The following is a 22,212-nucleotide window of genomic DNA, read 5'->3' as shown; positions in this document are numbered from 1 at the left end:
TGCGCTCCCACGGAGCGGATCGACAGCAGAAGGGAAGGCAGTTTCATCCGGCAATGCTAGCATCGCCGCATGCCCAAACCGCTCCTGCCCGGCCTGCAGCTGCAGCCGTTGCCCTACCACGACCGCCTGCCACTGCGCGATCCATCCAGCCTGGCAATGGTGGTGATCCACTGCACGGAACTACCCGACCTGGCGACAGCCCGGGAGTACGGCGAGCGCGTGCTGTACGACAGCGGCGCCGGCAACAGCGGGCATTTCTACATCGACCGCGACGGCAGCGTGGTGCAGTACGTGGCGCCGGAGCGCATCGCCCACCACGTGCGCGGCATGAATGCCGATACCGTGGGCATCGAACTGGTCAATTCGGGGCGCTACCCGCACTGGCTCGACAGCCGCCACCAGGCGATGGACGAGCCGTACACCGAAGCGCAGCTGCTGGCGCTGGAACAGCTGCTGCAGGCACTGGTGGCTCGTTACCCGTCGCTGCGGCGGATTGCCGGACATGACCAGTTGGACCTGGAGCAGGTGCCGGCCAGTGATGACCCGGCGGTGACCGTGGCGCGCAAGCGTGATCCGGGCCCGTTGTTCCCGTGGGCGCGGGTGCTGGCGAAGGTGCCGTTGCAGGGGTTGGAGTAAGCGTCGGCAGGGCTGCGCCCTGGGTACACGCCATCGCATACGCGCTGTCGCTCCCACGCTTCGCTGCGCGAACCGCGGGCCCCACTTACCAGCTCCCACACCCCCGCCGCTTCGCGGCCGCCCCCTGACTCAGGGGGCTCTGTCCCAGAGATGAACCGGTGGCCAGTAGATCCACGACATGCGTGGATGAACGACAAATCGACCAACCCGCTTTGCTCAGGCGCCGGTGGCGACCGGGCGGCTGCTGTCGCTGACCCAGCCACTCCATGAGTCCGCGTAGATGCGTGCGCCGGACAGGCCCGCGCTTTCCATCGCCAGCAGCAGGTGGCAGGCGGTCACGCCCGAGCCGCACATCAGCACCACGCGTTGCGGGTCCTGGTTGCCGATCACGCCCTGCAGCTCGGCACGCAGTTCCTGTGCATCGCGCAGGCGGCCGTCCAGCACGTTCAACGCAAACGGGCGATTGACCGCGCCCGGCACATGGCCGGCGACCGGGTCCAGCGGCTCCACCTCACCGCGGAACCGCTCGCCCGCGCGGGCATCGACCAGCCAGCCCGGCGCGTGCTTGAGGCGTGATTCGATCTCGTCCGCGCTGGCAACCTGGCTGCCATCGAAGCGCCCCGGATACGCGGGCAACGCGGTGACCTCGCTGCTGCCGGTCGCCAGCGGCTGGCCGGCGGCCTGCCACGCGGCGATGCCGCCATCGAGTACGGCCACGTTCGCATGCCCGATCAGGCGCAGCAGCCACCACAGGCGCGCGGCGGCCATGCTGCCATCGCTGCCGTCATACACCACCACCTGCGTGTCGGTGCCGATGCCCCATTGCCCCAGTCGTGCGGCGAACGCATCGCTGTCGGGCAACGGGTGGCGGCCATGGCCCACCCGCGTCAGATCGGACAGGTCGCGGTTGAGATCGGCATGCACTGCGCCGGGAATGTGTCCCTGCGTATAGAGGCTGTTGCCCGCCTGCGGGTCGGCCAGCGATGCACGCGCGTCGACCACGCGCACGGTACTGGCGGTCGCGCGGGCATCGACCACGCGTACCCCATTGCCCAAAGCCGCAGCCAGGGTCGCAACATCGACAAGGGTGGTCCACGGTGGGTCGATCGGCTTCATTGCACTTGCTCCAGGCGGCGACGCAGGTTGTACAGGATGGCCGCGGTGGCGCCCCAGATGCGCTGGCCGGGCCAGCCATATTCAAGGACATGGCGGACGCGGCCGCGATGGTTGATTTCTACCTGGCGCAGGTTGTCGGCGGCCATCAGATAGTCCAGCGGCACTTCGAACACCTCGGCCACTTCGCTGGGCTGCGGGACCGCCACGAAATCCGGATCGATCACTGCCACCACCGGGGTCACGCGATAGCCGGTGATGGTCACGAACGGATCGAGATATCCCAGTGCCTGCACCTGTGTCGGCGCCAACGCGATTTCTTCCTGGCTTTCGCGCAGTGCGGCAGCCAGCGCATCGCGATCATCGGGCTCGGTACGGCCACCGGGGAAGCCAACCTGGCCACCATGTTGCCGCAGGGTTTCGGTACGCCGGGTCAGGATCACCTGCGCACCGTTGGCGCGCGGCACGATGCCAGCCAACACCGCCGCCTCGACCGGTGGGCCCGGAGGCAGCAGGTCATCCAGTTCACTGCGGTTCCAGCCGTCACCTGCCGGCGGTTCGGCCAGCGGATGCAGCGCGCGCAGCAGCCGCTCATGATCGGCCAACGAACCTCGCAGCGACTGCTGCAGCTGTTGGCGCAGGGGCAGCACACGCTCCAGGATGTGGCTGCGCTCGCCGTCGCTCATCGACGACCACCGTGCGATTTCGTCGATATGCCGCCCGCACCCGGCGCAGAGCCGGTTGCGATCCAGCTTGCAGACGTTGATGCAGGGGCTTGCGACAGCACGCGCCGTTTCTTCCATTATTTGCACCGGTCAACAGTAGCGCGAATGGGCTGAATTTGGGATGGGCCCCGCACGGCTGCAGCGTGGTGCAGAAACAAAAACGCGCCGGTGGGTTCACCGGCGCGTTGATGTTGACGCTGTTTCTTCTTACTTGACGCTGATCAGCTTGATCTCGAACTGCACAGCCACGTTCGGCGGGAACGGGGTGCGCGGGTCGGCGCCGTAGGCCTGATCCGGCGGCAGCGAGACTTCCCACTTCGAGCCTGCCGGCATCTGCAGCAGGGTCTCACGCATGGCCTTCATTTCGACTTCGCTGACCTTGATCGACGGAATCTGCTGGGCCGGGCGGGCTTCGGTCGGGCGCTGGCCGTACGGGAACGGACCGGCCACTTCCAGCTGCACGGTGCTGGCCTGGGTCGGCTTGGCACCCTTGCCGGCTTCGATCACACGGTACTGAACGCCGCTCGGCAGGGTCTGCACGCCCGCCTTTGCCTTGTTCTGCGCCATGAACTGATCGCTCTTGGTCTTGTTTTCGGCAGCAGCCTTTTCGTACTCGGCCTTGGCGGCCTGGGCACGGCCCTGCTCGCGCTTCTGGAACGCTTCAACGGCCGGCTTCAGCTGCTCGGCGGTGATCGCCGGCTGCTTCTTGGCGTAGGCGTCCTGCAGACCCTTCACCACCGAGTTGATGTCCAGCTGCTCACCGCGACCAGTCAGCTCCGCCAGGTTGTTGCCGTAGTCGTAACCGAAGTAGTAGCTCAGCTTGCCCTTCTCGGACGCGATGTCCTGGGCGAAGGCATTGCCCGTCAGGGCCAGGGCCGCGACGGCGACCGCGATAGAACGCAACTTCATCAAACAGTTCTCCAGGGGTGGTAACTCAGGGACGTTCTGCGCCGCCCTGAGGCGACGGGTTAGGATAACGGCCACAACGTGTAACCGCTACTCACCACGCAGGCTATGACCTGTCTGCGTTTACAGAGTTCAATATCACTTTTTTTTAACGTTCCAGGAGTTTCCCGTGGTCGAGGCCCCCGCTCCCCACCCGGTCGACGTCAGCGATGATGGCGCCGTCCGCACCATTACCGTGCAACGCCCGGACAAGCTCAACGCCCTCAACGCCGCCACCCTGCAGGCCCTGGCCGAGGCGTTTGGCGACGCCGCCGCCGACCCGGCGGTACGGGTGGTGGTGCTGACCGGGGCTGGCCCCAAGGCGTTCGTGGCCGGGGCCGACATCGCCGAAATGAACACCTTGAGCGCGGTTCAGGGACGTGATTTCTCCCTGCTCGGGCAGGCCCTGATGCGCCGCATCGAACGCATGCCCAAGCCGGTGATCGCCCGGGTGAATGGATTTGCGCTGGGCGGCGGGCTGGAACTGGCCATGGCCTGCCATCTGCGCATCGCCGCCGATTCGGCCAAAGTCGGCCAGCCGGAGATCAACCTCGGCCTGATTCCCGGCTTCGGCGGCAGCCAGCGCCTGCTGCGCCTGTGTGGTCGCGCGGCCACGCTGGAGCTGTGCCTGCTGGGCACCCCGATCGACGCCGCACGCGCACTGGCCCTGGGCATCGTCAACGAAGTGGTGCCCGCCGCCGAGCTCGACGCCCGCGTGCAGGCCCTGGCCCGGCAGCTGGCACAGTCGGCGCCGCTGGCGCTGCGTGGCCTGCTCGATGCGGTGCACGTGGGCGGAGAATGCAGCCTGGAAGCCGGCCTGGAATACGAAAGTGCGCAGTTCGGCCTGCTGTTCGCCACCGAGGACATGCGCGAAGGCACCAGCGCCTTCCTGCAGCGCCGCCCCCCCGCCTTCCAGAACCGCTGACGCCATGGCATCCCGACCCGACCCCGTGCTGCTGTTCGCCCGGGTCCAGGCAGACGATCCCGATGGTGCGCTGCAGGCTGGACTGATGGACTACGTCGTGAGGGCTGGCGATGAGCGGCTGCTGCCCGATCATCCGGACCTGCCCGACCGCCTGTGCCAGATGCAGTTGCAACTGCAGCGTGCATGGGCGGCGCGCGAACGTTTCCGCGCACGCGCCGTGCGCCTGGCCCGCCGCGAGGCAGAGCGTGATGCGCGCCGGACGCCCGCGCCGGCACCGGACGTCAAACCCGCCCTGCCTGCCGCCGCGGCCGCCATCCTCGCCCGGGCCAAGGCCCGCGCCGCCGGCAAGGAGCAGTAATGGCGACCGCGAAGAAGACCGCGCGCGCACCTGCGCGCCGCGGCGGTACGATGCCGCGTGCCGACGTGGTGGAAATGTTCACCCGCCTGCGCGAGCTCAACCCGCATCCGAAGACCGAGCTGGAATACAGCTCGCCGTTCGAACTGCTGGTGGCGGTCGCGCTGTCTGCACAGGCCACCGACGTCGGCGTCAACAAGGCCACCCGACGCCTGTTCCCGGTTGCCAACACGCCGGCGAAGATCCTCGCGCTGGGCGAAGAGGGACTGAAGAAGTACATCGCCACCATCGGTCTGTTCAACGCCAAGGCGAAGAACGTGATCGCCACCTGCGCGCTGCTTCTTGAGAAGCACGGTGGCGAAGTGCCACGCGATCGCGACGCACTGGAAGCCCTGCCCGGTGTCGGCCGCAAGACCGCCAACGTGGTGCTCAACACCGCGTTCGGCGAACCGGTGATGGCGGTGGACACGCACATCTTCCGTGTCGCCAACCGCACTGGACTTGCACCCGGAAAGAACGTACGCGAGGTTGAAGATCGACTGGTCAAAGCGATTCCCGCCGAGTTCCTGCTCGACGCGCACCACTGGCTGATCCTGCACGGCCGGTACGTGTGCAAAGCGCGCAAACCGGATTGCCCGGGCTGCGTGATTGCCGACCTGTGCCGGTACAAGGACAAGACACCCGCGGAGTGACCGCGCTATCCACGCATGGCGTGGATCTACTGCAACCGGGGCGCAATCCGCGCGTCATACGTAACCGGTTTCAATGGCAGGCCCAGCCGTGACGGGGCCTGCGGCGGATCGCCGCCGTGCGAGAACTGTCACATTTACGCAATCTTCACGTTTTAGCCTGCGCGCATCTTCCCACCTGCCTGCAAGGCTCCTCTCCATGAAACTGCATCACCAGCTCCTGACGATCGCCGTGGCTGCTGCGCTGTACGTGCCGGCCGCCCACGCCGAAGTCGCCATCGATGTGATCGGCGGTTCGGAAATCACCTTCGAAGGCCTGGTCCAGGCCGACGGCAACTGGTACGACAATGACGTCGTGGACCTCAACGGCGGTGACGCCGGCAACGGCAAGAACAGCGAATTCGAACTGCGTCGCGCCGAGCTGGTGCTGAAGGGCAAGGGCCCGGGTAACGTGGAATGGGTCGTGGGCTACGACGCCAAGGCCGACAAGTTCCTCGACACCAACGTGAAGTACAAGCTGCTGGGCAACGCCAACCACTTCATCCAGGTCGGCCAGTTCAAGCAGCCCAACAGCCTGGAAGAACTGTCCAGCACCAAGAACAACGACTTCATCTCCAAGGCTGCGGTCACCAACACCTACGCTGTCGCCCGTCGCCTGGGCGGTGCCTACAGCTACGGCCAGGACAACTGGTCGGTCACCGCCAGCGCCTTCGGCCGCGAACTGACCCGCAACCTGGCCCACGGCAGCGGCTACGGCGCGCGTGGCACCTGGGCCCCGATCAACGAGAAGGGCCAGGTCCTGCACTTCGGCCTGAGCTACGTCGACTACGACACCGACGCGGACACCCTGCGCGTGCGTGCCCGTCCGAACGCCGACCTGGCCACCGCGCGCCTGGTCGACAGCGGCAACCTGGTCGACACCGACCGCGTCAGCACCATCGGTGCTGAAGCGATGTACTTCCAGGGCCCGTTCAAGGCCCAGGCCGAGTACTACACCAGCAAGGCCAAGCGCCTGGCCAACGACAACTACACCAGCGATGGCTACTACGTCAGCGGCGTGTGGAATGTCACCGGCGAGAGCTGGAGCTACAAGGGCGGCACCCCGGGCACCGGCCTGCCGAACAACCCGGCTGGCGGCCAGTGGCAGCTGGGCGTGCGTTATGACCACATGGATCTGAACGACGGCAACCTCGCCGCCAACCCGGTGGCCGGCCGTCCGCCGATCGTCGATGGCGTGCTCGGCGGCAAGATGGACATCTGGACCGTCGGCGCGAACTGGTACTGGCGCTCGAACTTCAAGCTGATGCTCAACTACGTGATGGTCGACAGCAAGAAGTACAGCTCGACCGCCCGCGGCTTCGTCAACGACGATCCGAACATCCTGGAAGCCCGCGCGCAGTTCTTCTGGTAATACCGGAAGCACGCGTTCGAACGAAGGCACGGCCCAGGCCGTGCCTTCGTCGTTGTGGGCAGGCGGTGGCCGCGCGATGATGCCCTGCCCTGTCGACAAGGACCTTCGGGATGCCTTCTTCGCTCCGCCTGCGCCGCCTGCTTTGCGGTGTCCTGCTCGCTGCCCTGCCCGCCACTGCGTTCGCCTGTGACGATGCGGATGCCGTGCGCGAGGCCGCGTATCGGCAGTTGCCGGCCGGCGCCCTGCCGGTCACGGCACGTTTCACCGATGCGGACAGCACGGCCTGCCGCGCGTGGCCCGCACAGCCCGGCACGACCCTGCTGGCCGTCGCCCAATGGACCGCCCCCGCCTCGGAAGACGTGCGCGGTGGCGACCTGGACCTGTTGCTGATCGATACCGCCAGTGGCCAGCCGCTGGCCTGGACCCGCGTGGCCGATGCGGTCAGCAGTGATGCGCTGCGCTTTACCGGACTTCGCCTGGACACGGCACGCTGGCAGCTGGACCCGGCCACCCGCGCGTTCGGCGTGCGCATGGACTACAACGGCAGCTCAGGCCCCAACCCGTTCGCGCAGAGCGAGCTGCAGTTGTTCGTACGCGAGGGCCGGCAGCTGCGCCGGGTGCTTGCCCCGCTGGCCATCAGCGGCAGTCGCGGCGAATGGGATACGCGATGCGCCGGCGAGTTCAGCCGCTTCGAGCGCACGCTGGAGATGGGCAATGCCAAAGCCGCTGGCCTGGCGCTGATCGTGGTGCGCGAAAAACGCACCGATACGATCAGCGTCGCCGCCGGCAACGACTGCCATGCCACCGACACGACGGCACCCGCACAGCGCTGGACACTGCAGCCCAGCGACGGTCGTTATGCCGTTCCGGAGGCGCTGCGCGGGCTCTGAAGGGCGGGCTTGGGCACCGCCATGACGGCTGTCACGTTCGCGTCATATGACAGACGCGGGCGTGTCATGGAACCGTTATGGAATGTGCACCGAAACGTCGGGCAGCCGCCCCTCGACCACCCCAGGAGTCTCTCCCGTGATCCACGCCTTCAAGTCGCGCGCCGCCGTCGCCATTCTGGCCGCGTCGTCCGTGTTCGCCGCCAACGCCGCCGATGTCACCGGCGCGGGCGCCTCGTTCATCTACCCGGTGATGTCCAAGTGGTCGGCCGACTACAGCACCGCCACCGGCAAGAAGGTCAACTACCAGTCGATCGGTTCCGGCGGTGGTATCGCCCAGATCAAGGCAGCGACCGTGGACTTCGGTTCGTCCGACGCGCCGTTGAAGCCGGAAGAGCTGGCTGCCGCCGGCCTGGCCCAGTTCCCGTCGGTGATCGGCGGCGTGGTGCCGGTGATCAACGTTGCTGGCGTCGCCCCCGGCGCGCTGAAGCTGGACGGCCCGACCCTGGCCAACATCTTCCTGGGCAAGATCACCACCTGGAACGACCCGGCCATCGCCGCACTGAACAGCGGCCTGACCCTGCCCAGCGGCAAGATCACGATCGTCCATCGTTCGGACGGTTCGGGCACCACCTTCAACTTCGTCAACTACCTGTCCAAGGTCAGCCCGGAGTGGAAGAGCAAGGTCGGTGAAGGCACTTCGGTACAGTGGCCGGCCGGCATCGGCGGCAAGGGCAACGAAGGCGTTGCTGCCTACGTGAAGCAGATCAAGGGCGGCATCGGCTACGTCGAACTGTCCTACGCGCTGCAGAACAAGATGTCCTACGCGGCGATGAAGAACGCGGCCGGCAAGATCGTGCAGCCGTCGGACGCCTCGTTCTCGGCCGCTGCGGCCAGCGCCGACTGGGCCAACGCCCGTGACTTCTACCTGGTGATGACCAACGCCCCGGGCGCTGATGCATGGCCGATCACCGCCACCAACTTCATCCTGGTGCGCAAGCAGCCGAAGAACGTGGCGGGCGCCAAGGCCACGCAGGAGTTCTTCCGCTGGGTCTACAAGAATGGCGATGCGCAGGCCAAGCAGCTGGACTATGTGCCGCTGCCGGACGCGCTGGTGCGCCAGATCGAGACCTACTGGACGCAGAACCTGAAGTACTGAGTTCGTTGCAAGGCGTTCCCCCGCAGGAACGGGGCCGGCGGGTCCTCTCTCCCCCGCCGGCCCCACCGGGCGCTGGATCCCTCTGGGTCCGGCGCTCTTCTTTTTTGTAGGGTTGGTCGTGAAAGGCGCTGCGCTTCCGTTGGTGAGTTGTTGCGGCGATGGGTCATGGAAGGCAGGAGCGGGGGCAACGGTTACCCGGCCCTCCGCCGCGCCGGGGACCGCGCAGAAGCGCAGTTGGTGTCGTCAGCCGACCCGGCGGCCAACCGTGAATCCCGCGAAACCCTTGCCAGAACGTGATCCAGGACACCTCTGTCATGGACGTCATACGGCTGTAACAAAAACATCATTTCATAGCCGCATCCGCCGACACCGTCGGCTCTACCCCGCTATGGAGTGACCATGAAACTGCACTCGGCCAGCCTTGCCGCCCTTTCCCTGGCCATCGCCCTGGGCTTGTCTGCCTGCGGTGGCGACAAGCAGGCCGCTCAGCAGCCGGCCGCTGACGGCGCCGCTGCTCCGGCCGCTGCCGGCGACAAGGTGACCGCTGAGGTCTCCGGTGCTGGCGCCTCCTTCATCTTCCCGCTGGTGTCCAAGTGGTCGGCTGACTACAACACCGCCACCGGCGCCAAGATCAACTATCAGTCGATCGGTTCCGGTGGTGGCATCGCCCAGATCAAGGCCGGCACCGTCGATTTCGGTTCGTCCGACAAGCCGCTGAGCAGCGATGAGCTGGGCCAGGCCGGCCTGGCCCAGTTCCCGTCGGCCATCGGCGGCGTGGTGCCGGTGGTCAACATCGACGGCCTGGAAGCCGGCAAGCTGCGCCTCAGTGGCGCCCTGCTCGCCGACATCTTCCTGGGCAAGGTCAAGACCTGGAACGACCCGGCCATCGTCGCCGCCAACCCGGGCGTGACCCTGCCGGACGGCAAGATCACCATCGTCCACCGTTCGGATGGTTCGGGCACCACCTTCAACTTCTCCAACTACCTGTCCAAGGTCAGCCCGGAGTGGAAGAGCAAGGTCGGCGAAGGCACCTCGGTGCAGTGGCCGGACGGCGTGGGTGGCAAGGGCAATGAAGGCGTTGCTTCCTACGTGAAGCAGATCAAGGGCTCGATCGGCTACGTCGAACTGGCCTATGCCCTGCAGAACGCGATGCCGTACACCTCGCTGCAGAACGCCGCCGGCACCTGGGTGCAGCCGAACGCTGAAACCTTCGCCGCCGCTGCCGCCAGCGCCGACTGGGCCAGCGCCAAGGACTTCAACCTGGTCATCACCAACGCCCCGGGCGAGCAGGCGTGGCCGATCACCGCCACCAACTTCATGCTGATGCAGAAGAAGCCGAAGGATGCCAAGCGCAACCAGGATGCCCTGGCCTTCTTCAAGTGGGCCTTCGAAAGCGGCCAGACCCAGGCCAACGAACTGCACTACGTGCCGCTGCCGGCCGAGCTGGTCAAGCAGATCGAAGCCTACTGGGCGACCGAACTGAAGTGATGGACCCGACGGTGCCCGCCACGTGCGGGCACCGTCTCCTGCACATCGTGCTGCCCCGCCCCTTCCTGGCCCTGCCGTCCCCATGAATGCCATCGCCCAGCCTGTAGCCGCCCCGTCCACGCGTGACACGCGTGATGCCCGCAACGACAAACTGTTCCGATGGGTGCTGGTCGGCACCGTCATCTTCGTCCTGATCGCGCTGGCCTGCGCCGCACTGTCGATGCTGTGGGGTGGTCGCCACGCCCTGCAGATGCAGGGCCTGAGCTTCTTCTTCTCCTCCGACTGGAATCCGGTCGAAAACAAGTTCGGCGCCCTCGCCCCGATCTACGGCACCCTGGTCACCGCGCTGATCGCGATGGTCATCGCCGTACCGGTCAGCTTCGGCATCGCCTTCTTCCTCACCGAAGTGGCACCGCGCTGGCTGCGTGGCCCAGTCGGTACCGCCATCGAACTGCTGGCGGGCATTCCCTCGATCATCTACGGCATGTGGGGCCTGTTCGTGCTGGTGCCGGTGATGACCGAGTACGTCACCCCGTTCCTCAACGAAACCCTGGGCGAATGGCCGATCATCGGCCCGGTGTTCCAGGGCCCGCCGCTGGGCATCGGCATGCTCACCGCCGGCTTCGTATTGGCGATCATGGTCATCCCGTTCATCTCCTCGGTGATGCGCGAAGTGTTCCTGACCGTGCCGACCCGCCTGAAGGAATCGGCCTACGCGCTGGGTTCCACCAAGTGGGAAGTGAGCTGGGACATCGTGCTGCCCTACACCCGCTCGGCAGTGATCGGTGGCGTGTTCCTCGGCCTCGGCCGCGCACTGGGCGAGACGATGGCAGTGGCCTTCGTGATCGGCAACAGCGTGCGCCTGTCGCCGTCGCTGCTGGAACCGGGCACCACCATCGCCGCACTGATCGCCAACGACTTCGGCGAAGCCACTGAAACCTACCGCTCGGCGTTGCTGCTGCTCGGCTTCGTCCTCTTCATCGTCACCTTCGTGGTGCTCGCCATCGCCCGCCTGATGCTGATGCGCCTGTCCCGCAAGGAGGGCAACTGATGTCCAGCACCGCTGACTCCCTGTACCTGCGCCGCCGCATCGGCAATGTCATCGCCATCGCGATGTCCTGCGCCACTGCGCTGTTCGGCCTGTTCTTCCTCGGCTGGATCCTGTTCACCCTGGCCTCCAAGGGCCTGGCCGGCATCAACCTGGATCTGTTCACCAAGATGACACCGCCGCCGATGCAGGAAGGCGGCCTGGCCAATGCCTTCTTCGGCAGTGCGGTGATGTGTGCGCTGGCGATCGGCATCGGCACCCCGCTGGGTGTGCTGGCCGGCACCTGGCTGGCCGAGTACGGCAACGCCCGCAAGGCCGGCACCGTGGTCCGCTTCGTCAACGACATCCTGCTGTCGGCCCCGTCCATCGTGCTGGGCCTGTTCGTCTACACCCTGTACGTGATGCAGACCGGCGGCAGCTTCTCCGCCTTCGCCGGTGCACTGTCGCTGGCCTTCATCGTGCTGCCGGTGGTGGTGCGTACCACCGACGAGATGCTGCGCCTGGTGCCTTCGCAGATGCGCGAAGCCGCGCTTTCGCTGGGCATTCCGCAGTGGAAGGTGATCGTGCAGGTGCTGTACCGCAGTGCCTCGGCCGGCATCATCACCGGCATCCTGCTGGCGCTGGCCCGCATTTCCGGCGAGACCGCACCGCTGCTGTTCACCGCCTTCGGCAACCAGTACTGGAACAGCAACGTGTTCCAGCCGATGGCCTCGGTGCCGGTGGTGATGAACCAGTTCGCCGGCAGCCCGTACGAATCCTGGCAGGTGCTGGCCTGGGCCGGCGCGCTGGTGCTGACCGTGTTCGTGCTGCTGGTCAGCCTCTCTGCGCGCGGCATCCTGCTGCGCAACCGTATCTCCCATGACTGACCTTTCCGTGGATACCGCCATGAACGACCTTTCCAACGCCGTGCCGATGCAGCGCATCGTCGTGCCGGCCTCGCACGAGAACCTGCACGCTCCGGCCCCGGTCAAGCTCGCCGCGCGTGGACTGGACTTCTACTACGACAAGTTCCACGCCCTGAAGGGCATCAACCTGGAGATCCCGGAAAAGCGCGTGACCGCGCTGATCGGTCCCTCCGGTTGCGGCAAGTCGACCCTGCTGCGCATCTTCAACCGCATCTACGCGCTGTACCCGAAGCTGGAAGCGCGCGGTGAGGTGATCCTCGACGGCGAGAACATCCTGTCGCCGAAGTACCCGATGAACCGCCTGCGCAGCAAGGTCGGCATGGTGTTCCAGAAGCCGGTGCCGTTCCCGATGACCATCTTCGAGAACGTGGCCTACGGCATCCGCCACCACGAGAAGCTGTCCAAGGCGGACATGGCCGACCGTGTCGAGCACGCACTGCGCCAGGGCGCGCTGTGGGACGAAGTGAAGGACAAGCTCAACCAGAGCGCGCTGGGCCTGTCCGGTGGCCAGCAGCAGCGTCTGTGCATCGCCCGTGCCGTGGCCCTGCGCCCGTCGGTGCTGCTGCTGGACGAGCCGACCTCGGCGCTGGACCCGATTTCCACCAGCCGCATCGAGCAGCTGGTGGAAGAGCTCAAGCACGAGTACACCATCGTGATCGTCACCCACAACATGCAGCAGGCCGCGCGCGTGTCCGATTACACCGCCTTCATGTACCTGGGCGACCTGATCGAGCACGACCGCACCGAAGTGATCTTCTCGCAGCCGTCCAAGCAGCAGACCGAGGATTACATCACCGGCCGGTTCGGCTGATCGGCGCTGACGCTTCGCCACCTGTCCCAGCCAGGCGCGCCCTGGCTCTACCTGGATTGCAGAACATGAACCTTCCCAACGACCACATCGTCAAAAGCTACGACGAAGAGCAGCAGCGCCTGGTGGCCGAGATCGTGCGCATGGGCGAGATGGCCGTCGCCCAGCTGGAGGCGTCGATGGACGTCATCGAGAAGCGCGATGAGAACGCCGCCCATCGCATCATCGCCAACGACGAAGCGATCGATTCGCTGGAACAGCAGATCAGCCACGACGTGATGCGCCTGGCGCTGCGTGGCCCGATGGCCCGCGACCTGCGCGAAATCCTCGCCGGCCTGCGCATTCCGGCCGATATCGAGCGCATTGGCGACTACGCGGCCAACGTCGCCAAGCGCTCGATCGCGCTGGGCAAGGTGCCGCCGCTGCCGCAGATCCAGGGCCTGCGCGCCCTCGGCCGCCTGGCCGCACAGCAGGTCCGCCGCGCCATCGCCGCCTACCGCGACAACGACGCCGATGCCGCGCTGGAACTGCGCGAGGACGACGCCCGCCTGGATGCGCAGTACACCGCGCTGTTCCGCGAGCTGCTGACCTACATGATGGAAGACCCGCGCAACATCACCCCGTGCACCCACCTGCTGTTCATGGCCAAGAACCTGGAGCGCGTGGGCGACCATGCCACCAACATCGCCGAGAACGTGTGGTTCCTGGTGCACGGCGAACAGCCGCTGCCGCCGCGCCAGAAGCGCGACGAGACCTCCAGCGCAGGCGATATCTGATACTGCACTGCAACACCGGATTCGACTCCAGGGTGGCCGCTGTCCTCGTGACAGCGGCCTTTTTGTTGGCGCTGTAATACTTCTCACGAAAATTTGAATTCCCGGCGAGGATTCGTTGAGTAGGATCGCTGCACCATCGCTTCACCACGGGCACCCGCCCACCACCAGGAGCACGACCGATGAGCACCTCCAACAAGACGCTGTCCCTGCTGACCGCCACCGCCCTGGCCGCCGGCCTCGGCATGACCGCCTCCGCCTCGGCCCTGAGCATGACCGACCTCGCCCAGGGCTACCTGGTGGCCGGCCAGGCGGCCAAGGCCACCGACGCGAAGGCGACCGATGCAAGATCCGCCGATGCGGCCAAGCATGCCGAAGGCAAGTGTGGCGCCGACGGCAAGAGTGCTGAAGGCAAGTGCGGCGGCGACAAGGGCAAGGCAGCGGCCGGTGCGGACACCAAGGCCAAGACCGGCGGTGACAAGAAGTCGGCCGAAGGCAAGTGCGGCGAAGGCAAGTGCGGTGGCAAGCACTGACGTCCGCGCCGGCGTCGTCCACCCGCGGTCGCCGCTTCCTGCGGCGGCCGTGGGCCTGGGCCTGCGCCGTGCCCTGCTGCAGGACCTGCGCGATGCACCGGCCGGCGATTTCGATTTCCTCGAATGCGCGCCGGAGAACTGGATCGGTGTCGGTGGTCCCGCAGGTGACGCGTTGGCCGAACTGGCGGCGCGCCATCCGCTGAGCTGCCACGGCCTGTCGTTGTCGCTGGGCGGCAGTGCGCCCCTGGATACCCAGCTGCTGGCGCAGGTGGGTGCGTTTCTGCACCAGCATCAAGTGCCGCTGTACAGCGAACACCTGAGCTACTGCAGCGACGAGGGCCACCTGTACGACCTGCTGCCGATTCCATTCACCGATGAAGCGATACGCCACACCGCTGCCCGCATCGCGCGGGTGCAGGACATTCTCGGCCGCCGCATCGCCGTGGAAAACGTGTCGTACTACCTGGCGCCGGACCCGACGATGGACGAACTGGCCTTCACCACTGCCGTGCTGGCCGAGGCCGACTGCGATCTGCTGCTGGACGTCAACAACGTCTACGTCAATGCCTGCAACCATGGCTACGACGCCGATGCCTTCATCGCCGGCCTGCCCGCACAACGCATCGTCTGCCTGCACGTGGCCGGGCACCTGGACGAGGCGCCGGACCTGAAGATCGACACCCACGGCAGCCCGGTGATCGATCCGGTGTGGGACCTGCTGGCACGCACCTACGCCCGCATCGGCCCACGCCCTACCCTGCTCGAACGCGACTTCAATTTCCCGCCCTACGCCGAGCTGCGGGGCGAACTGCAGACCATCCACCGCCTGCAGGCCGCGCATGCCGGAGCCGCCCATGGCTGACGCCCCCGAACGCCTGCGTGCGCAGCAGCACGCGTTCACCGCGCACCTGCGCGACCCGGCGCGGGTACCGGCGCCGCCCGGCATGGATCCGCGTCGGGTGGCCGTGTACGAACGCCTGCTGTTCAACAATCTGCTGGGATTGTTGAGCAATGGCTTCCCGGTCTGCGTGCGCCTGCTGGGCGAACCGGACTGGAGTGCACTGGTGCGCCACTATTTCGCCAGCCACCATTGCCACACCCCGTTGTTCACCGAACTGGCTGCCGAGTTCGTGCAGTGGCTGCAGGTGCAGCCGGAGCTGCCGCATCCGGCGCTTGCCGAACTGGCCCACTACGAGTGGGTGGAGACCGCGCTGTACCAGCTGCAGGCCGATCCGCTGCCGGAACCGGGCGACATCGATCCGCTGCAGGTGCCGCTGCGCCGCTCACCGCTGGCCTGGCCACTGCTGTACCGCTGGCCGGTGCATCAACTGGGTAGCGACGATGCACCGTCGCAGCCACCGGCAGAGCCCACCGGCCTGCTGGTACGGCGCGATGCCGATGGTGCGGTGCGATTTGCCACACTGACCAGCCTGGCGGTGCATCTGCTGACCCTGATCGGCGAGTCCCCCGGGGCCACCGGCCAACAACAGCTGCAGCAACTGGCCGCCCTGCACCACCTCGATCCTGGGACATTGGCCGCCCCTGGCGCGCACCTGCTGCAGCAGTTCCTGCGTGCTGGCGTGATCGGTCCACTCCCCGCTTCACCCTGACGCCCCTTCCAGGAGATACACCGATGAAGACCCCGACCCTGGCCGCCGCACGCGGCCAGCTGGACCGTTTCGCCCCGTGGTTGGCCCCGCTTGGCCTGCGCCTGCTGCTTGCCTGGGAATTCTTCGAATCCGGGCGCGAGAAGCTGCACGGGCAGAACTGGTTCGCCGATCTGCAGGATGCCTTTCCGTTTCCGTTCGACCAGCTGCCCGCTGCGCTGAACTGGCAATTGGCCACCTGGTTCGAACTGGTGGGCGCAGCGTGCCTGCTGTTGGGCTTCGGCACCCGCGTTGCGGCCGCCAGCCTGCTGGTGCTGACGGCTGTGGCAACGTACGCGGTGCACTGGCCGGCCGAATGGAGCTCGCTGGGCGATCTGGCGATGGGCTATGCGATCAGCGATCAGGGCTTTGGCAACTTCAAACTGCCGCTGCTGTTCATGGCGATGCTGTTGCCGCTGCTGTTCACCGGTGCTGGGCGCCTGAGCGTGGATGCGGTGCTGGCGCGCTGGTATCCGTCGGGCCCCACGGCGCGGCCTGTGCTCCGGTAGACGCCGTCCCTGGTCGGCGCGCAGTGTGCCAACCAAGGTTGGCACCTACCGGGATCCCGGGCGCTCAGGGTCGCTCTGCTAGAATCCGTACATGACTGACCCCACTTCCGCACCTGCCCCCGCCCCTGTTTCCGACGTACCCCAGGCGCAGCGCGCGATGTCACAACGCTTCCGCGGCTTCCTGCCGGTGGTGGTGGATGTTGAAACCGGCGGCTTCGACAGCCAGCGCAATGCACTGCTGGAAATCGCCGCCGTGCCGATCGAGATGGACGAGAACGGCCTGCTCTACCCCGGCCAGACCGCCAGCGCCCACGTGGTGCCGGCCGAGGGACTGGAGATCGACCCGAAGTCACTGGAAGTGACCGGCATCATCCTCGACCACCCGTTCCGGCTGGCCAAGGAAGAGAAGGCGGCGTTGGACCACGTCTTCACTCCGGTGCGTGCAGCGATGAAGAAGTACGGCTGCCAGCGCGCGATCCTGGTCGGCCACAACGCGCATTTCGATCTCGGCTTCGTCAACGCAGCCGTCGCCCGTACCGGGCACAAGCGCAACCCGTTCCACCCCTTCAGCGTGTTCGACACGGTCACCCTGGCGGGCATTGCCTATGGCCAGACGGTGCTGGCACGCGCGGCCACGGCGGCCGGGCTGGGCTGGGACGCCAACGAGGCGCACAGCGCGGTGTATGACACCGAGCAGACGGCGCGGTTGTTCTGCACGATCGCCAACGCCTGGCCGCGGTGAAGCAGCCAACGGCGAAGCCCCTCGTGGCGAATCGGCATTGCGGGTGAGGCCGGGCAGGATGGATTCGCGGGGGACGCCGTAAACCCATCCTTGGGGGCTTAGCCGCGCCATCCATGGCGCGGATACCCCCGCGAACCCACCCTGCCCGGCCTTTGACAGTTTTCCGGGCGCCACGGAAAGATCAGAAAGGCGGGAGCAACAGCGGGTCGCTGCGCTCGATGGGTGCCGACTGTTGGTACGGCAATGCCAGTAGATCCACGCCATGCGTGGATGCTTTGCATTGGATCAACCGATGCTCGTGCGATCCCTGCCGTCACTCTTCGCGCGGTACAACGCGCGGTCGGCGCGCTGGTACAGCAGTGCCGGGGTGCGGTCGTCACCGTCCAGTTCCACCAGGCCGGCGCTGAAGGTCACCCGCAGGCCCGGGATGCCGGCCCAGTCCGGATGGTCATGGAACAAGCCACGCAGGCGCGCGCACAGCTGCGCCGCCTCCTCCAGCCGGGTGTCATTGAGCAGCAGCGCGAATTCTTCGCCGCCGGTGCGTGCCGGCAGGTCCGAATCACGGCTGGCGGCGGCGATCACCTGGGCCACTTCCACCAGTACCGCATCACCGATGCTGTGGCTGTGCTGGTCGTTGACGTCCTTGAAGTGGTCGATGTCCAGCACCACCAGGCACAGCGGATGACCGCTGCGCTGGGCGCGGGCGAAGTCGCGGGCCAGCGCCTCGTCGAAGCCGCGACGGTTGGCCAGCCGGGTCAGCGCGTCTTCGCGGGCCTGTCGTTCGAACGCCTCGGCCTGCCGCGCCAGGCGCTCGGCCAGCTCGGTCTTCTCCTGGTTCAGGGCCTGCAGGTGCACGGTCTGCGCCTGCAGGTCGAAGGTCGCCTCGTCCACGCGCCGTGCCAGGCGCAGGTTGCTGGCCTTGTACTGCTGCAGCAGGAAGCGGTACAGCGCCACCAGCGCGGACAGCAGCACCAGCCCGATCAGCGCCTGCACGCTGTGCCGCTGCCACCAGAACGGCTCGACAGTAAAGCTCCACACCGCCTCCTGATGACCCCAACTGCCCCCCGGGTGCGCGGCGGCCACGTGCAGCGTGTAATCACCCGGCGGCAGGCCGACGAATTCCACGCTGCGCTGCGGGCCACGTTCCACCCAGCCGTTGTCCAGCCCCTCCAGCCGCGTGCGGTAGCGGATGCGGTCGGACATCAGGTAGCTCAGGCCCACGTAGCTCACCGCAAGCCGTCGCCCACCGGGAATCAGGTTGCGCTCGGGGCCTTCCCAGTGCACCGGCGCACCGTCGACCTGTACGTTCTCGATTGCCGCAGGCGGTGCCGGGCGTTCACGGAAACGCTGCAGCCGCTGCGGATCGACCGTGCTCAAGCCACCGGCGGTCACCACCCAGAACGTGCCGTCCTGGCGCAGGATCGCCGAGGGACCGGAGCTGCCGTTGGCCTGCGCATTGGCCATGCCGTCGATCTCGTTGTAACGCTCCACCGTGACCCGCGGCGCGCGTCCGTCGGCCACGGCGTTGAGCGTGGCCATGTCGGTGCGCAGTACTCCGCGGTTGCTGCTGATCCACACGTTGCCCAGTCGGTCGGGCACCAGCTGGAACACCGCATCCACCGGCATGCCCTGCTCCAGGCCCACCCGTGCCAGCGTCCCCGCCTGCCAGCGGTACAGCCCACGATCACTGCTGATCCACATCGCATCGCCGATCTGGTGGAAGCCGAACACGCTGCGGCCACCGCCCAGCGGCGCCAGGTCGATCGACTGCACCCGGTCACCGCGCAGCACGCGGACGCCTTCGATGGTGCCGATCCACAGATTTCCCTGGTGATCGTGTTCCAGCGCGGTGGTCAGGCCTCCCGGCATGCCGGGAACCGTGGGCACGGTTACCTTGTCACCCTCGATACGGACCACGCCCTTCTGCGTTCCCGCCCAGATCACGCCATCAGGCGCGATGCTGATCGCACGGATGTTGCCGCCGGGCAGGCCATCGGCCGCCGCGTAGTTGTGGCGAAGCCGTCCATCGGCGTGCAGCCGGTAGATGCCGTCGCCGAAGGTGCCCACCCACAGATCGCCGCCGGCATCCTGCGCCAGGCTCAGCACCGAAGGCGCCTTGCCACCGCGGTTGTGCAGCGGTATCGCACGGAATCGACCGTCGGCGGTCTGCAGGTCCAGGCCGCTGGCGCTGCCCACCCACAGGTGACGGTCACGGTCTTCGAGCACCGTGCGCACGTAGTCGCCGCTGAGGCCATCGCGTTCGGTGTAACTGCTGAACAGGGTTTCGCGCAGGCGGTACAGGCCGCCATTGGCACCCACCCAGATGCTGCCCTCGGCGTCTTCGCGCAGGCTGACCACGCGCCCGCCGGGCAGGTTCAGGCCCGCTGGCAGGCGCTCCAGGCCATGTGCCGAGATGCGCAGCAGCCCTTGGTTCTCGGTGCCCAGCCACAGGTCGCCATGGCGGTCCTGCAGCATGGCGGTCAAGTGCAGCTGGCCAGGCAGCCGGTGCACCAGCACCAGGCGATCATCCTCCACCCGGTACAGGCGCTCGCCCGCGACGATCCACAGCGTGCCATCGGGTGCGCGATAGGGCCACGACAGGCCCTTGTCCACGCCCCACGCTGCTGGCGCGCGCTGCAGTACGCCGGCTGTGTCGCGCAGCACCAGGCCGTCGAGGGTGCCGATCCAGACCCGGTCCTGCGCATCGACCGCCATCTTGGTGAAACTCATCGCCAGCGGCAGGTCCGGCGGCGGGCGCTGGTAGACGATGCCCTTGTCCGGGGTCAGATAGCCAATGCCCTTGCCCTCGTACAACAGCCACAGGCGCCCTTGGCTGTCCATCTGCATGGACTGGATCAGCACCTGCGGCGTATCCGGTTGATGTTCCCAGACCCGCCACTGGCCGTCGCTGCCGCGGTGGCTGACATTGCCGCGCGAATCGCTGATCCACAGACCGCCCTGCGGGTCGACCAGCAGCGCGCCGATGCCGTTGTCGCGCAGCCCCGGCCGGGTGCTGCGGTCGAACACGGTGAAATCCAGGCCGTTGTAGCGCACCAGGCCTTCCCAGGTGGCGAACCACAGGTGGCCTTCCGGGGTCTGCGCGATGTCGCGCAGCGAGTTGTGCGGCAGACCATTGCGCGAGGTCCACACGTCGATGGCGTAGTCGCGCAACGGCGGCGCGCCACTCTGCGCGGCCAGTGGCGTGGCAATCGCCAGCAGCAGCCACAGCAGACCCACCTGCAGCAGGCGACCGATGTTCTCCGCGTGGCGCCCCGCCCGGCGCCTGCCCGCCCCCTGCCCGCCCATCAGCGCAGCGGCGGCGGCCAGCTGCGGATGCCGGTGGCGGCAGCAGACGCGAACAGGGACAGCTGCACCGCGCAGGGCGGCATGCCGGCAGGAACAGGCAGGCTCATCGGACGAAGAATGGGGAAGTACGCAGATGATAGGGCAAACCCTGTCACCGGCGTCACCGCGCCCGGGCAGCCCGGCGCAACCGGGCCGGGTCCGGGATCAATGCCGCTACCGCGCCTCGGCGCTGGTCGACCATTGCACCACCGCTTCCAGCCCACCTTCGGGGCGGTTGCGCAACCACAGTCGGCCCCCGTCCTTCTCGGCCAGCGCGCGGGCGATGGTCAGGCCCAGGCCGGCACCGCCGGTCTCGCGCGAACGGGATGTCTCCACCCGCACGAACGGGTCGAACACCGCTTCCAGCTGGTCATCGGCCAGCCCGGGGCCATCATCGGCGATGACCACCGTGATCGTGCCCTCGCCGCGCTCGACACGTACCCGGGCGCGTTGCGCATACATCACCGCGTTGTCCACCAGGTTGGAGAACAAGCGATGCATCGCCAGCGGGCGCAGCATCAGCACCGCGCCGCTGCGGCCTTCAAAGACGACGTCGGCGCCGTCCTCGGCAGTGTCCTCGACGATGCTCTCCAGCAGCGAATCCAGGTCCAGCGCGGCGCGCTGTTCGGCACTCTCCGCACTCCGGGCCAGTTCCAGCCCCTCGCGTACCAGTGCCTGCATCGCAGCCAGGTCGCCGATCAGGCGCTCGCGCAGCGTCTCGTCGGTCACGTTTTCCAGGCGCAGGCGCAGCCGGGTCAGCGGCGTCTGCAGGTCGTGGGTGATCGCCGCCAGCATCTGCGTACGTTCGGCCAGGTGGCGCTGCAGCCGATGCTGCATGGCATTGAAGGCTTCGGCGGCGCGCTGCACTTCACGCGGCCCGCGCAGCGGCAAGGGTGCCCGCTGCAGGTCATCGCCCAGGTCCTCGGCGGCGGCCGCCAGCTCCTGCAGCGGCGCACTGGCCATGCGTGCCACCACGTAGGCCAGCACGGCGATGGCCAGCACCAGCAGGGTCAGGAACAGCGGGTCCACGGCGAGGATGCCGTTGTGCGCGATCGCCGGCGAATCCAGGGCGAGCTTCAGCAACGTGCCGTCGTTGAGCACCACGTCCACCGCCCGGCACTTGGGCGGGATGAAGGTGGGATCGCGTTCGTGTGGCGGCTTGCGGTGGCCCGGCGGCGGTGGCGGCAGCAGGTCCTGCAGCTTGGGAATGCACGAACGGAACGAGGCGAAGTGCACATGCGCCCGCGACACCGGGCCCGGCCGGTCCTCCAGTACTTCCATCAGCGCCTTGTCGGCCCGCCCGATGCGCGCGCCGGGCTGCAGTGCCCGCACGCTGGGGCCACCTACTTCCAGCAGCCGCTCGCGCAGCTCCGGGTTGCCGTCCAGCAGGTTGATGTAGCCCTGCAGTCGGTCGGCGATGCGGTTCAGGTTCTGCCGCTCGAATTCCTGCTGCCGCTTGGAACTGGCCAGCATGGTCGCACCGATCGCGGCCACGCTCATGCCCAGCAGCAGGATCACGAACAGCCGTCCGACCATCGAGGACAGGAAGTGGCGCAGGCGCTTCATCGCG

Annotated in this window: 22 protein-coding genes; 17 read left to right on the top strand and 5 right to left on the bottom strand. The window is 67.2% G+C overall.

What is annotated here, in order from left to right; translation table 11 throughout:
• The first annotated feature begins 69 nt into the window (after positions 1-69).
• Positions 70-636 (top strand): N-acetylmuramoyl-L-alanine amidase, encoded by a 567-nt coding sequence (locus AC07UW_RS04250; RefSeq protein ID WP_025875363.1) that lies wholly within the window; start codon positions 70-72, stop codon positions 634-636.
• Between the two features lie 216 nt (positions 637-852).
• Here AC07UW_RS04250 and AC07UW_RS04245 read toward each other — a convergent pair whose 3' ends face one another.
• The 3 genes from AC07UW_RS04245 to AC07UW_RS04235 all read right to left on the bottom strand — a co-directional run bounded on the left by AC07UW_RS04245 (position 853) and on the right by AC07UW_RS04235 (position 3,383).
• Positions 853-1,752 (bottom strand): sulfurtransferase, encoded by a 900-nt coding sequence (locus AC07UW_RS04245; protein WP_495211487.1) that lies wholly within the window; start codon positions 1,750-1,752, stop codon positions 853-855.
• Positions 1,749-2,552, bottom strand: a complete 804-nt coding sequence (locus AC07UW_RS04240; protein WP_447944864.1) for a CoA pyrophosphatase — start codon at positions 2,550-2,552, stop codon at positions 1,749-1,751. Before AC07UW_RS04240 ends, AC07UW_RS04245 begins: the two co-directional genes overlap by 4 nt.
• 129 nt (positions 2,553-2,681) lie before the next feature.
• Entirely contained in the window at positions 2,682-3,383 is a 702-nt protein-coding gene (locus AC07UW_RS04235; RefSeq protein ID WP_025875366.1) for an FKBP-type peptidyl-prolyl cis-trans isomerase, read from the bottom strand.
• Positions 3,384-3,549: 166 nt separating this feature from the next.
• On the opposite strand from AC07UW_RS04235, the gene AC07UW_RS04230 reads away from it, so the two are divergent.
• From AC07UW_RS04230 to rnt, 16 genes are all read left to right on the top strand, one after another.
• Positions 3,550-4,344: an enoyl-CoA hydratase/isomerase family protein gene (locus tag AC07UW_RS04230; protein WP_025875367.1), complete on the top strand. Its 795-nt coding sequence runs from the start codon at positions 3,550-3,552 to the stop codon at positions 4,342-4,344.
• Positions 4,345-4,348: 4 nt separating this feature from the next.
• A complete protein-coding gene (locus tag AC07UW_RS04225) occupies positions 4,349-4,702 on the top strand; it encodes a hypothetical protein (protein WP_336026299.1) in 354 nt (117 codons plus the stop codon).
• The gene (gene nth, locus AC07UW_RS04220; protein WP_312962373.1) at positions 4,702-5,391 is read left to right on the top strand and encodes an endonuclease III; all 690 of its coding nucleotides are present in this window, start codon (positions 4,702-4,704) and stop codon (positions 5,389-5,391) included. The genes AC07UW_RS04225 and nth overlap by 1 nt, the downstream gene beginning before the upstream one ends.
• Positions 5,392-5,587: 196 nt before the next feature.
• A complete protein-coding gene (locus tag AC07UW_RS04215) occupies positions 5,588-6,799 on the top strand; it encodes an OprO/OprP family phosphate-selective porin (protein WP_093817784.1) in 1,212 nt (403 codons plus the stop codon).
• 110 nt (positions 6,800-6,909) lie between these two features.
• Positions 6,910-7,689 carry a PA3715 family protein gene (locus AC07UW_RS04210; RefSeq protein WP_495211486.1) on the top strand — a complete coding sequence of 260 codons (780 nt, stop codon included), beginning with the start codon at positions 6,910-6,912 and terminating at the stop codon, positions 7,687-7,689.
• A 136-nt stretch (positions 7,690-7,825) separates the two neighbouring features.
• Positions 7,826-8,845, top strand: a complete 1,020-nt coding sequence (pstS, locus tag AC07UW_RS04205; RefSeq protein ID WP_025875374.1) for a phosphate ABC transporter substrate-binding protein PstS — start codon at positions 7,826-7,828, stop codon at positions 8,843-8,845.
• Between the two features lie 399 nt (positions 8,846-9,244).
• The gene (gene pstS / locus AC07UW_RS04200) at positions 9,245-10,333 is read left to right on the top strand and encodes a phosphate ABC transporter substrate-binding protein PstS (RefSeq protein WP_495211485.1); all 1,089 of its coding nucleotides are present in this window, start codon (positions 9,245-9,247) and stop codon (positions 10,331-10,333) included.
• 82 nt (positions 10,334-10,415) lie between these two features.
• The gene (pstC, locus tag AC07UW_RS04195) at positions 10,416-11,384 is read left to right on the top strand and encodes a phosphate ABC transporter permease subunit PstC (RefSeq protein WP_025875378.1); all 969 of its coding nucleotides are present in this window, start codon (positions 10,416-10,418) and stop codon (positions 11,382-11,384) included.
• Positions 11,384-12,247, top strand: a complete 864-nt coding sequence (gene pstA / locus AC07UW_RS04190; protein WP_032951813.1) for a phosphate ABC transporter permease PstA — start codon at positions 11,384-11,386, stop codon at positions 12,245-12,247. The genes pstC and pstA overlap by 1 nt, the downstream gene beginning before the upstream one ends.
• Positions 12,248-12,266: 19 nt before the next feature.
• Positions 12,267-13,097 (top strand): phosphate ABC transporter ATP-binding protein PstB, encoded by an 831-nt coding sequence (gene pstB / locus AC07UW_RS04185; RefSeq protein WP_025875381.1) that lies wholly within the window; start codon positions 12,267-12,269, stop codon positions 13,095-13,097.
• Between the two features lie 65 nt (positions 13,098-13,162).
• Positions 13,163-13,870 carry a phosphate signaling complex protein PhoU gene (gene phoU, locus AC07UW_RS04180; protein WP_025875384.1) on the top strand — a complete coding sequence of 236 codons (708 nt, stop codon included), beginning with the start codon at positions 13,163-13,165 and terminating at the stop codon, positions 13,868-13,870.
• Positions 13,871-14,049: 179 nt separating this feature from the next.
• On the top strand, positions 14,050-14,400 hold the full coding sequence (locus tag AC07UW_RS04175; protein ID WP_313282374.1) for an HvfA family oxazolone/thioamide-modified RiPP metallophore: 351 nt from the start codon (positions 14,050-14,052) through the stop codon (positions 14,398-14,400).
• The gene (locus tag AC07UW_RS04170; protein WP_080149319.1) at positions 14,387-15,262 is read left to right on the top strand and encodes an HvfB family MNIO-type RiPP peptide maturase; all 876 of its coding nucleotides are present in this window, start codon (positions 14,387-14,389) and stop codon (positions 15,260-15,262) included. Before AC07UW_RS04175 ends, AC07UW_RS04170 begins: the two co-directional genes overlap by 14 nt.
• Positions 15,255-16,010 carry an HvfC family RiPP maturation protein gene (locus tag AC07UW_RS04165; RefSeq protein WP_336026255.1) on the top strand — a complete coding sequence of 252 codons (756 nt, stop codon included), beginning with the start codon at positions 15,255-15,257 and terminating at the stop codon, positions 16,008-16,010. Before AC07UW_RS04170 ends, AC07UW_RS04165 begins: the two co-directional genes overlap by 8 nt.
• A gap of 23 nt (positions 16,011-16,033) precedes the next feature.
• The gene (locus AC07UW_RS04160; protein WP_140228547.1) at positions 16,034-16,555 is read left to right on the top strand and encodes an HvfX family Cu-binding RiPP maturation protein; all 522 of its coding nucleotides are present in this window, start codon (positions 16,034-16,036) and stop codon (positions 16,553-16,555) included.
• A 157-nt stretch (positions 16,556-16,712) separates the two neighbouring features.
• Positions 16,713-17,297 (top strand): ribonuclease T, encoded by a 585-nt coding sequence (rnt, locus tag AC07UW_RS04155; protein ID WP_032951815.1) that lies wholly within the window; start codon positions 16,713-16,715, stop codon positions 17,295-17,297.
• Positions 17,298-17,582: 285 nt separating this feature from the next.
• Here the strand turns inward: rnt and AC07UW_RS04150 are convergent, their stop codons facing one another.
• Positions 17,583-20,603: a ligand-binding sensor domain-containing diguanylate cyclase gene (locus tag AC07UW_RS04150; RefSeq protein ID WP_223494672.1), complete on the bottom strand. Its 3,021-nt coding sequence runs from the start codon at positions 20,601-20,603 to the stop codon at positions 17,583-17,585.
• A 213-nt stretch (positions 20,604-20,816) separates the two neighbouring features.
• Entirely contained in the window at positions 20,817-22,208 is a 1,392-nt protein-coding gene (locus AC07UW_RS04145) for an ATP-binding protein (protein WP_223484989.1), read from the bottom strand.
• Between the last annotated feature and the right edge of the window lie 4 nt (positions 22,209-22,212).

Source organism: Stenotrophomonas sp. GW821-FHT02D01, assembly GCF_059421765.1.
Note: the sequence above shows the minus strand (reverse complement) of the source record. Positions and strands in the feature narration are given on the sequence as shown.

Coding starts and splice junctions, on each gene's coding strand:
- AC07UW_RS04250 (WP_025875363.1), top strand. CDS start 70: ATGCCCAAACCGCTCCTGCCCGGCCTGCAGCTGCAGCCGTTGCCCTAC.
- AC07UW_RS04245 (WP_495211487.1), bottom strand. CDS start 1,752: ATGAAGCCGATCGACCCACCGTGGACCACCCTTGTCGATGTTGCGACC.
- AC07UW_RS04240 (WP_447944864.1), bottom strand. CDS start 2,552: ATGGAAGAAACGGCGCGTGCTGTCGCAAGCCCCTGCATCAACGTCTGC.
- AC07UW_RS04235 (WP_025875366.1), bottom strand. CDS start 3,383: ATGAAGTTGCGTTCTATCGCGGTCGCCGTCGCGGCCCTGGCCCTGACG.
- AC07UW_RS04225 (WP_336026299.1), top strand. CDS start 4,349: ATGGCATCCCGACCCGACCCCGTGCTGCTGTTCGCCCGGGTCCAGGCA.
- nth (WP_312962373.1), top strand. CDS start 4,702: ATGGCGACCGCGAAGAAGACCGCGCGCGCACCTGCGCGCCGCGGCGGT.
- AC07UW_RS04215 (WP_093817784.1), top strand. CDS start 5,588: ATGAAACTGCATCACCAGCTCCTGACGATCGCCGTGGCTGCTGCGCTG.
- AC07UW_RS04210 (WP_495211486.1), top strand. CDS start 6,910: ATGCCTTCTTCGCTCCGCCTGCGCCGCCTGCTTTGCGGTGTCCTGCTC.
- pstS (WP_495211485.1), top strand. CDS start 9,245: ATGAAACTGCACTCGGCCAGCCTTGCCGCCCTTTCCCTGGCCATCGCC.
- pstC (WP_025875378.1), top strand. CDS start 10,416: ATGAATGCCATCGCCCAGCCTGTAGCCGCCCCGTCCACGCGTGACACG.
- pstA (WP_032951813.1), top strand. CDS start 11,384: ATGTCCAGCACCGCTGACTCCCTGTACCTGCGCCGCCGCATCGGCAAT.
- pstB (WP_025875381.1), top strand. CDS start 12,267: ATGAACGACCTTTCCAACGCCGTGCCGATGCAGCGCATCGTCGTGCCG.
- phoU (WP_025875384.1), top strand. CDS start 13,163: ATGAACCTTCCCAACGACCACATCGTCAAAAGCTACGACGAAGAGCAG.
- AC07UW_RS04175 (WP_313282374.1), top strand. CDS start 14,050: ATGAGCACCTCCAACAAGACGCTGTCCCTGCTGACCGCCACCGCCCTG.
- AC07UW_RS04165 (WP_336026255.1), top strand. CDS start 15,255: ATGGCTGACGCCCCCGAACGCCTGCGTGCGCAGCAGCACGCGTTCACC.
- AC07UW_RS04160 (WP_140228547.1), top strand. CDS start 16,034: ATGAAGACCCCGACCCTGGCCGCCGCACGCGGCCAGCTGGACCGTTTC.
- rnt (WP_032951815.1), top strand. CDS start 16,713: ATGTCACAACGCTTCCGCGGCTTCCTGCCGGTGGTGGTGGATGTTGAA.
- AC07UW_RS04150 (WP_223494672.1), bottom strand. CDS start 20,603: ATGGGCGGGCAGGGGGCGGGCAGGCGCCGGGCGGGGCGCCACGCGGAG.
- AC07UW_RS04145 (WP_223484989.1), bottom strand. CDS start 22,208: ATGAAGCGCCTGCGCCACTTCCTGTCCTCGATGGTCGGACGGCTGTTC.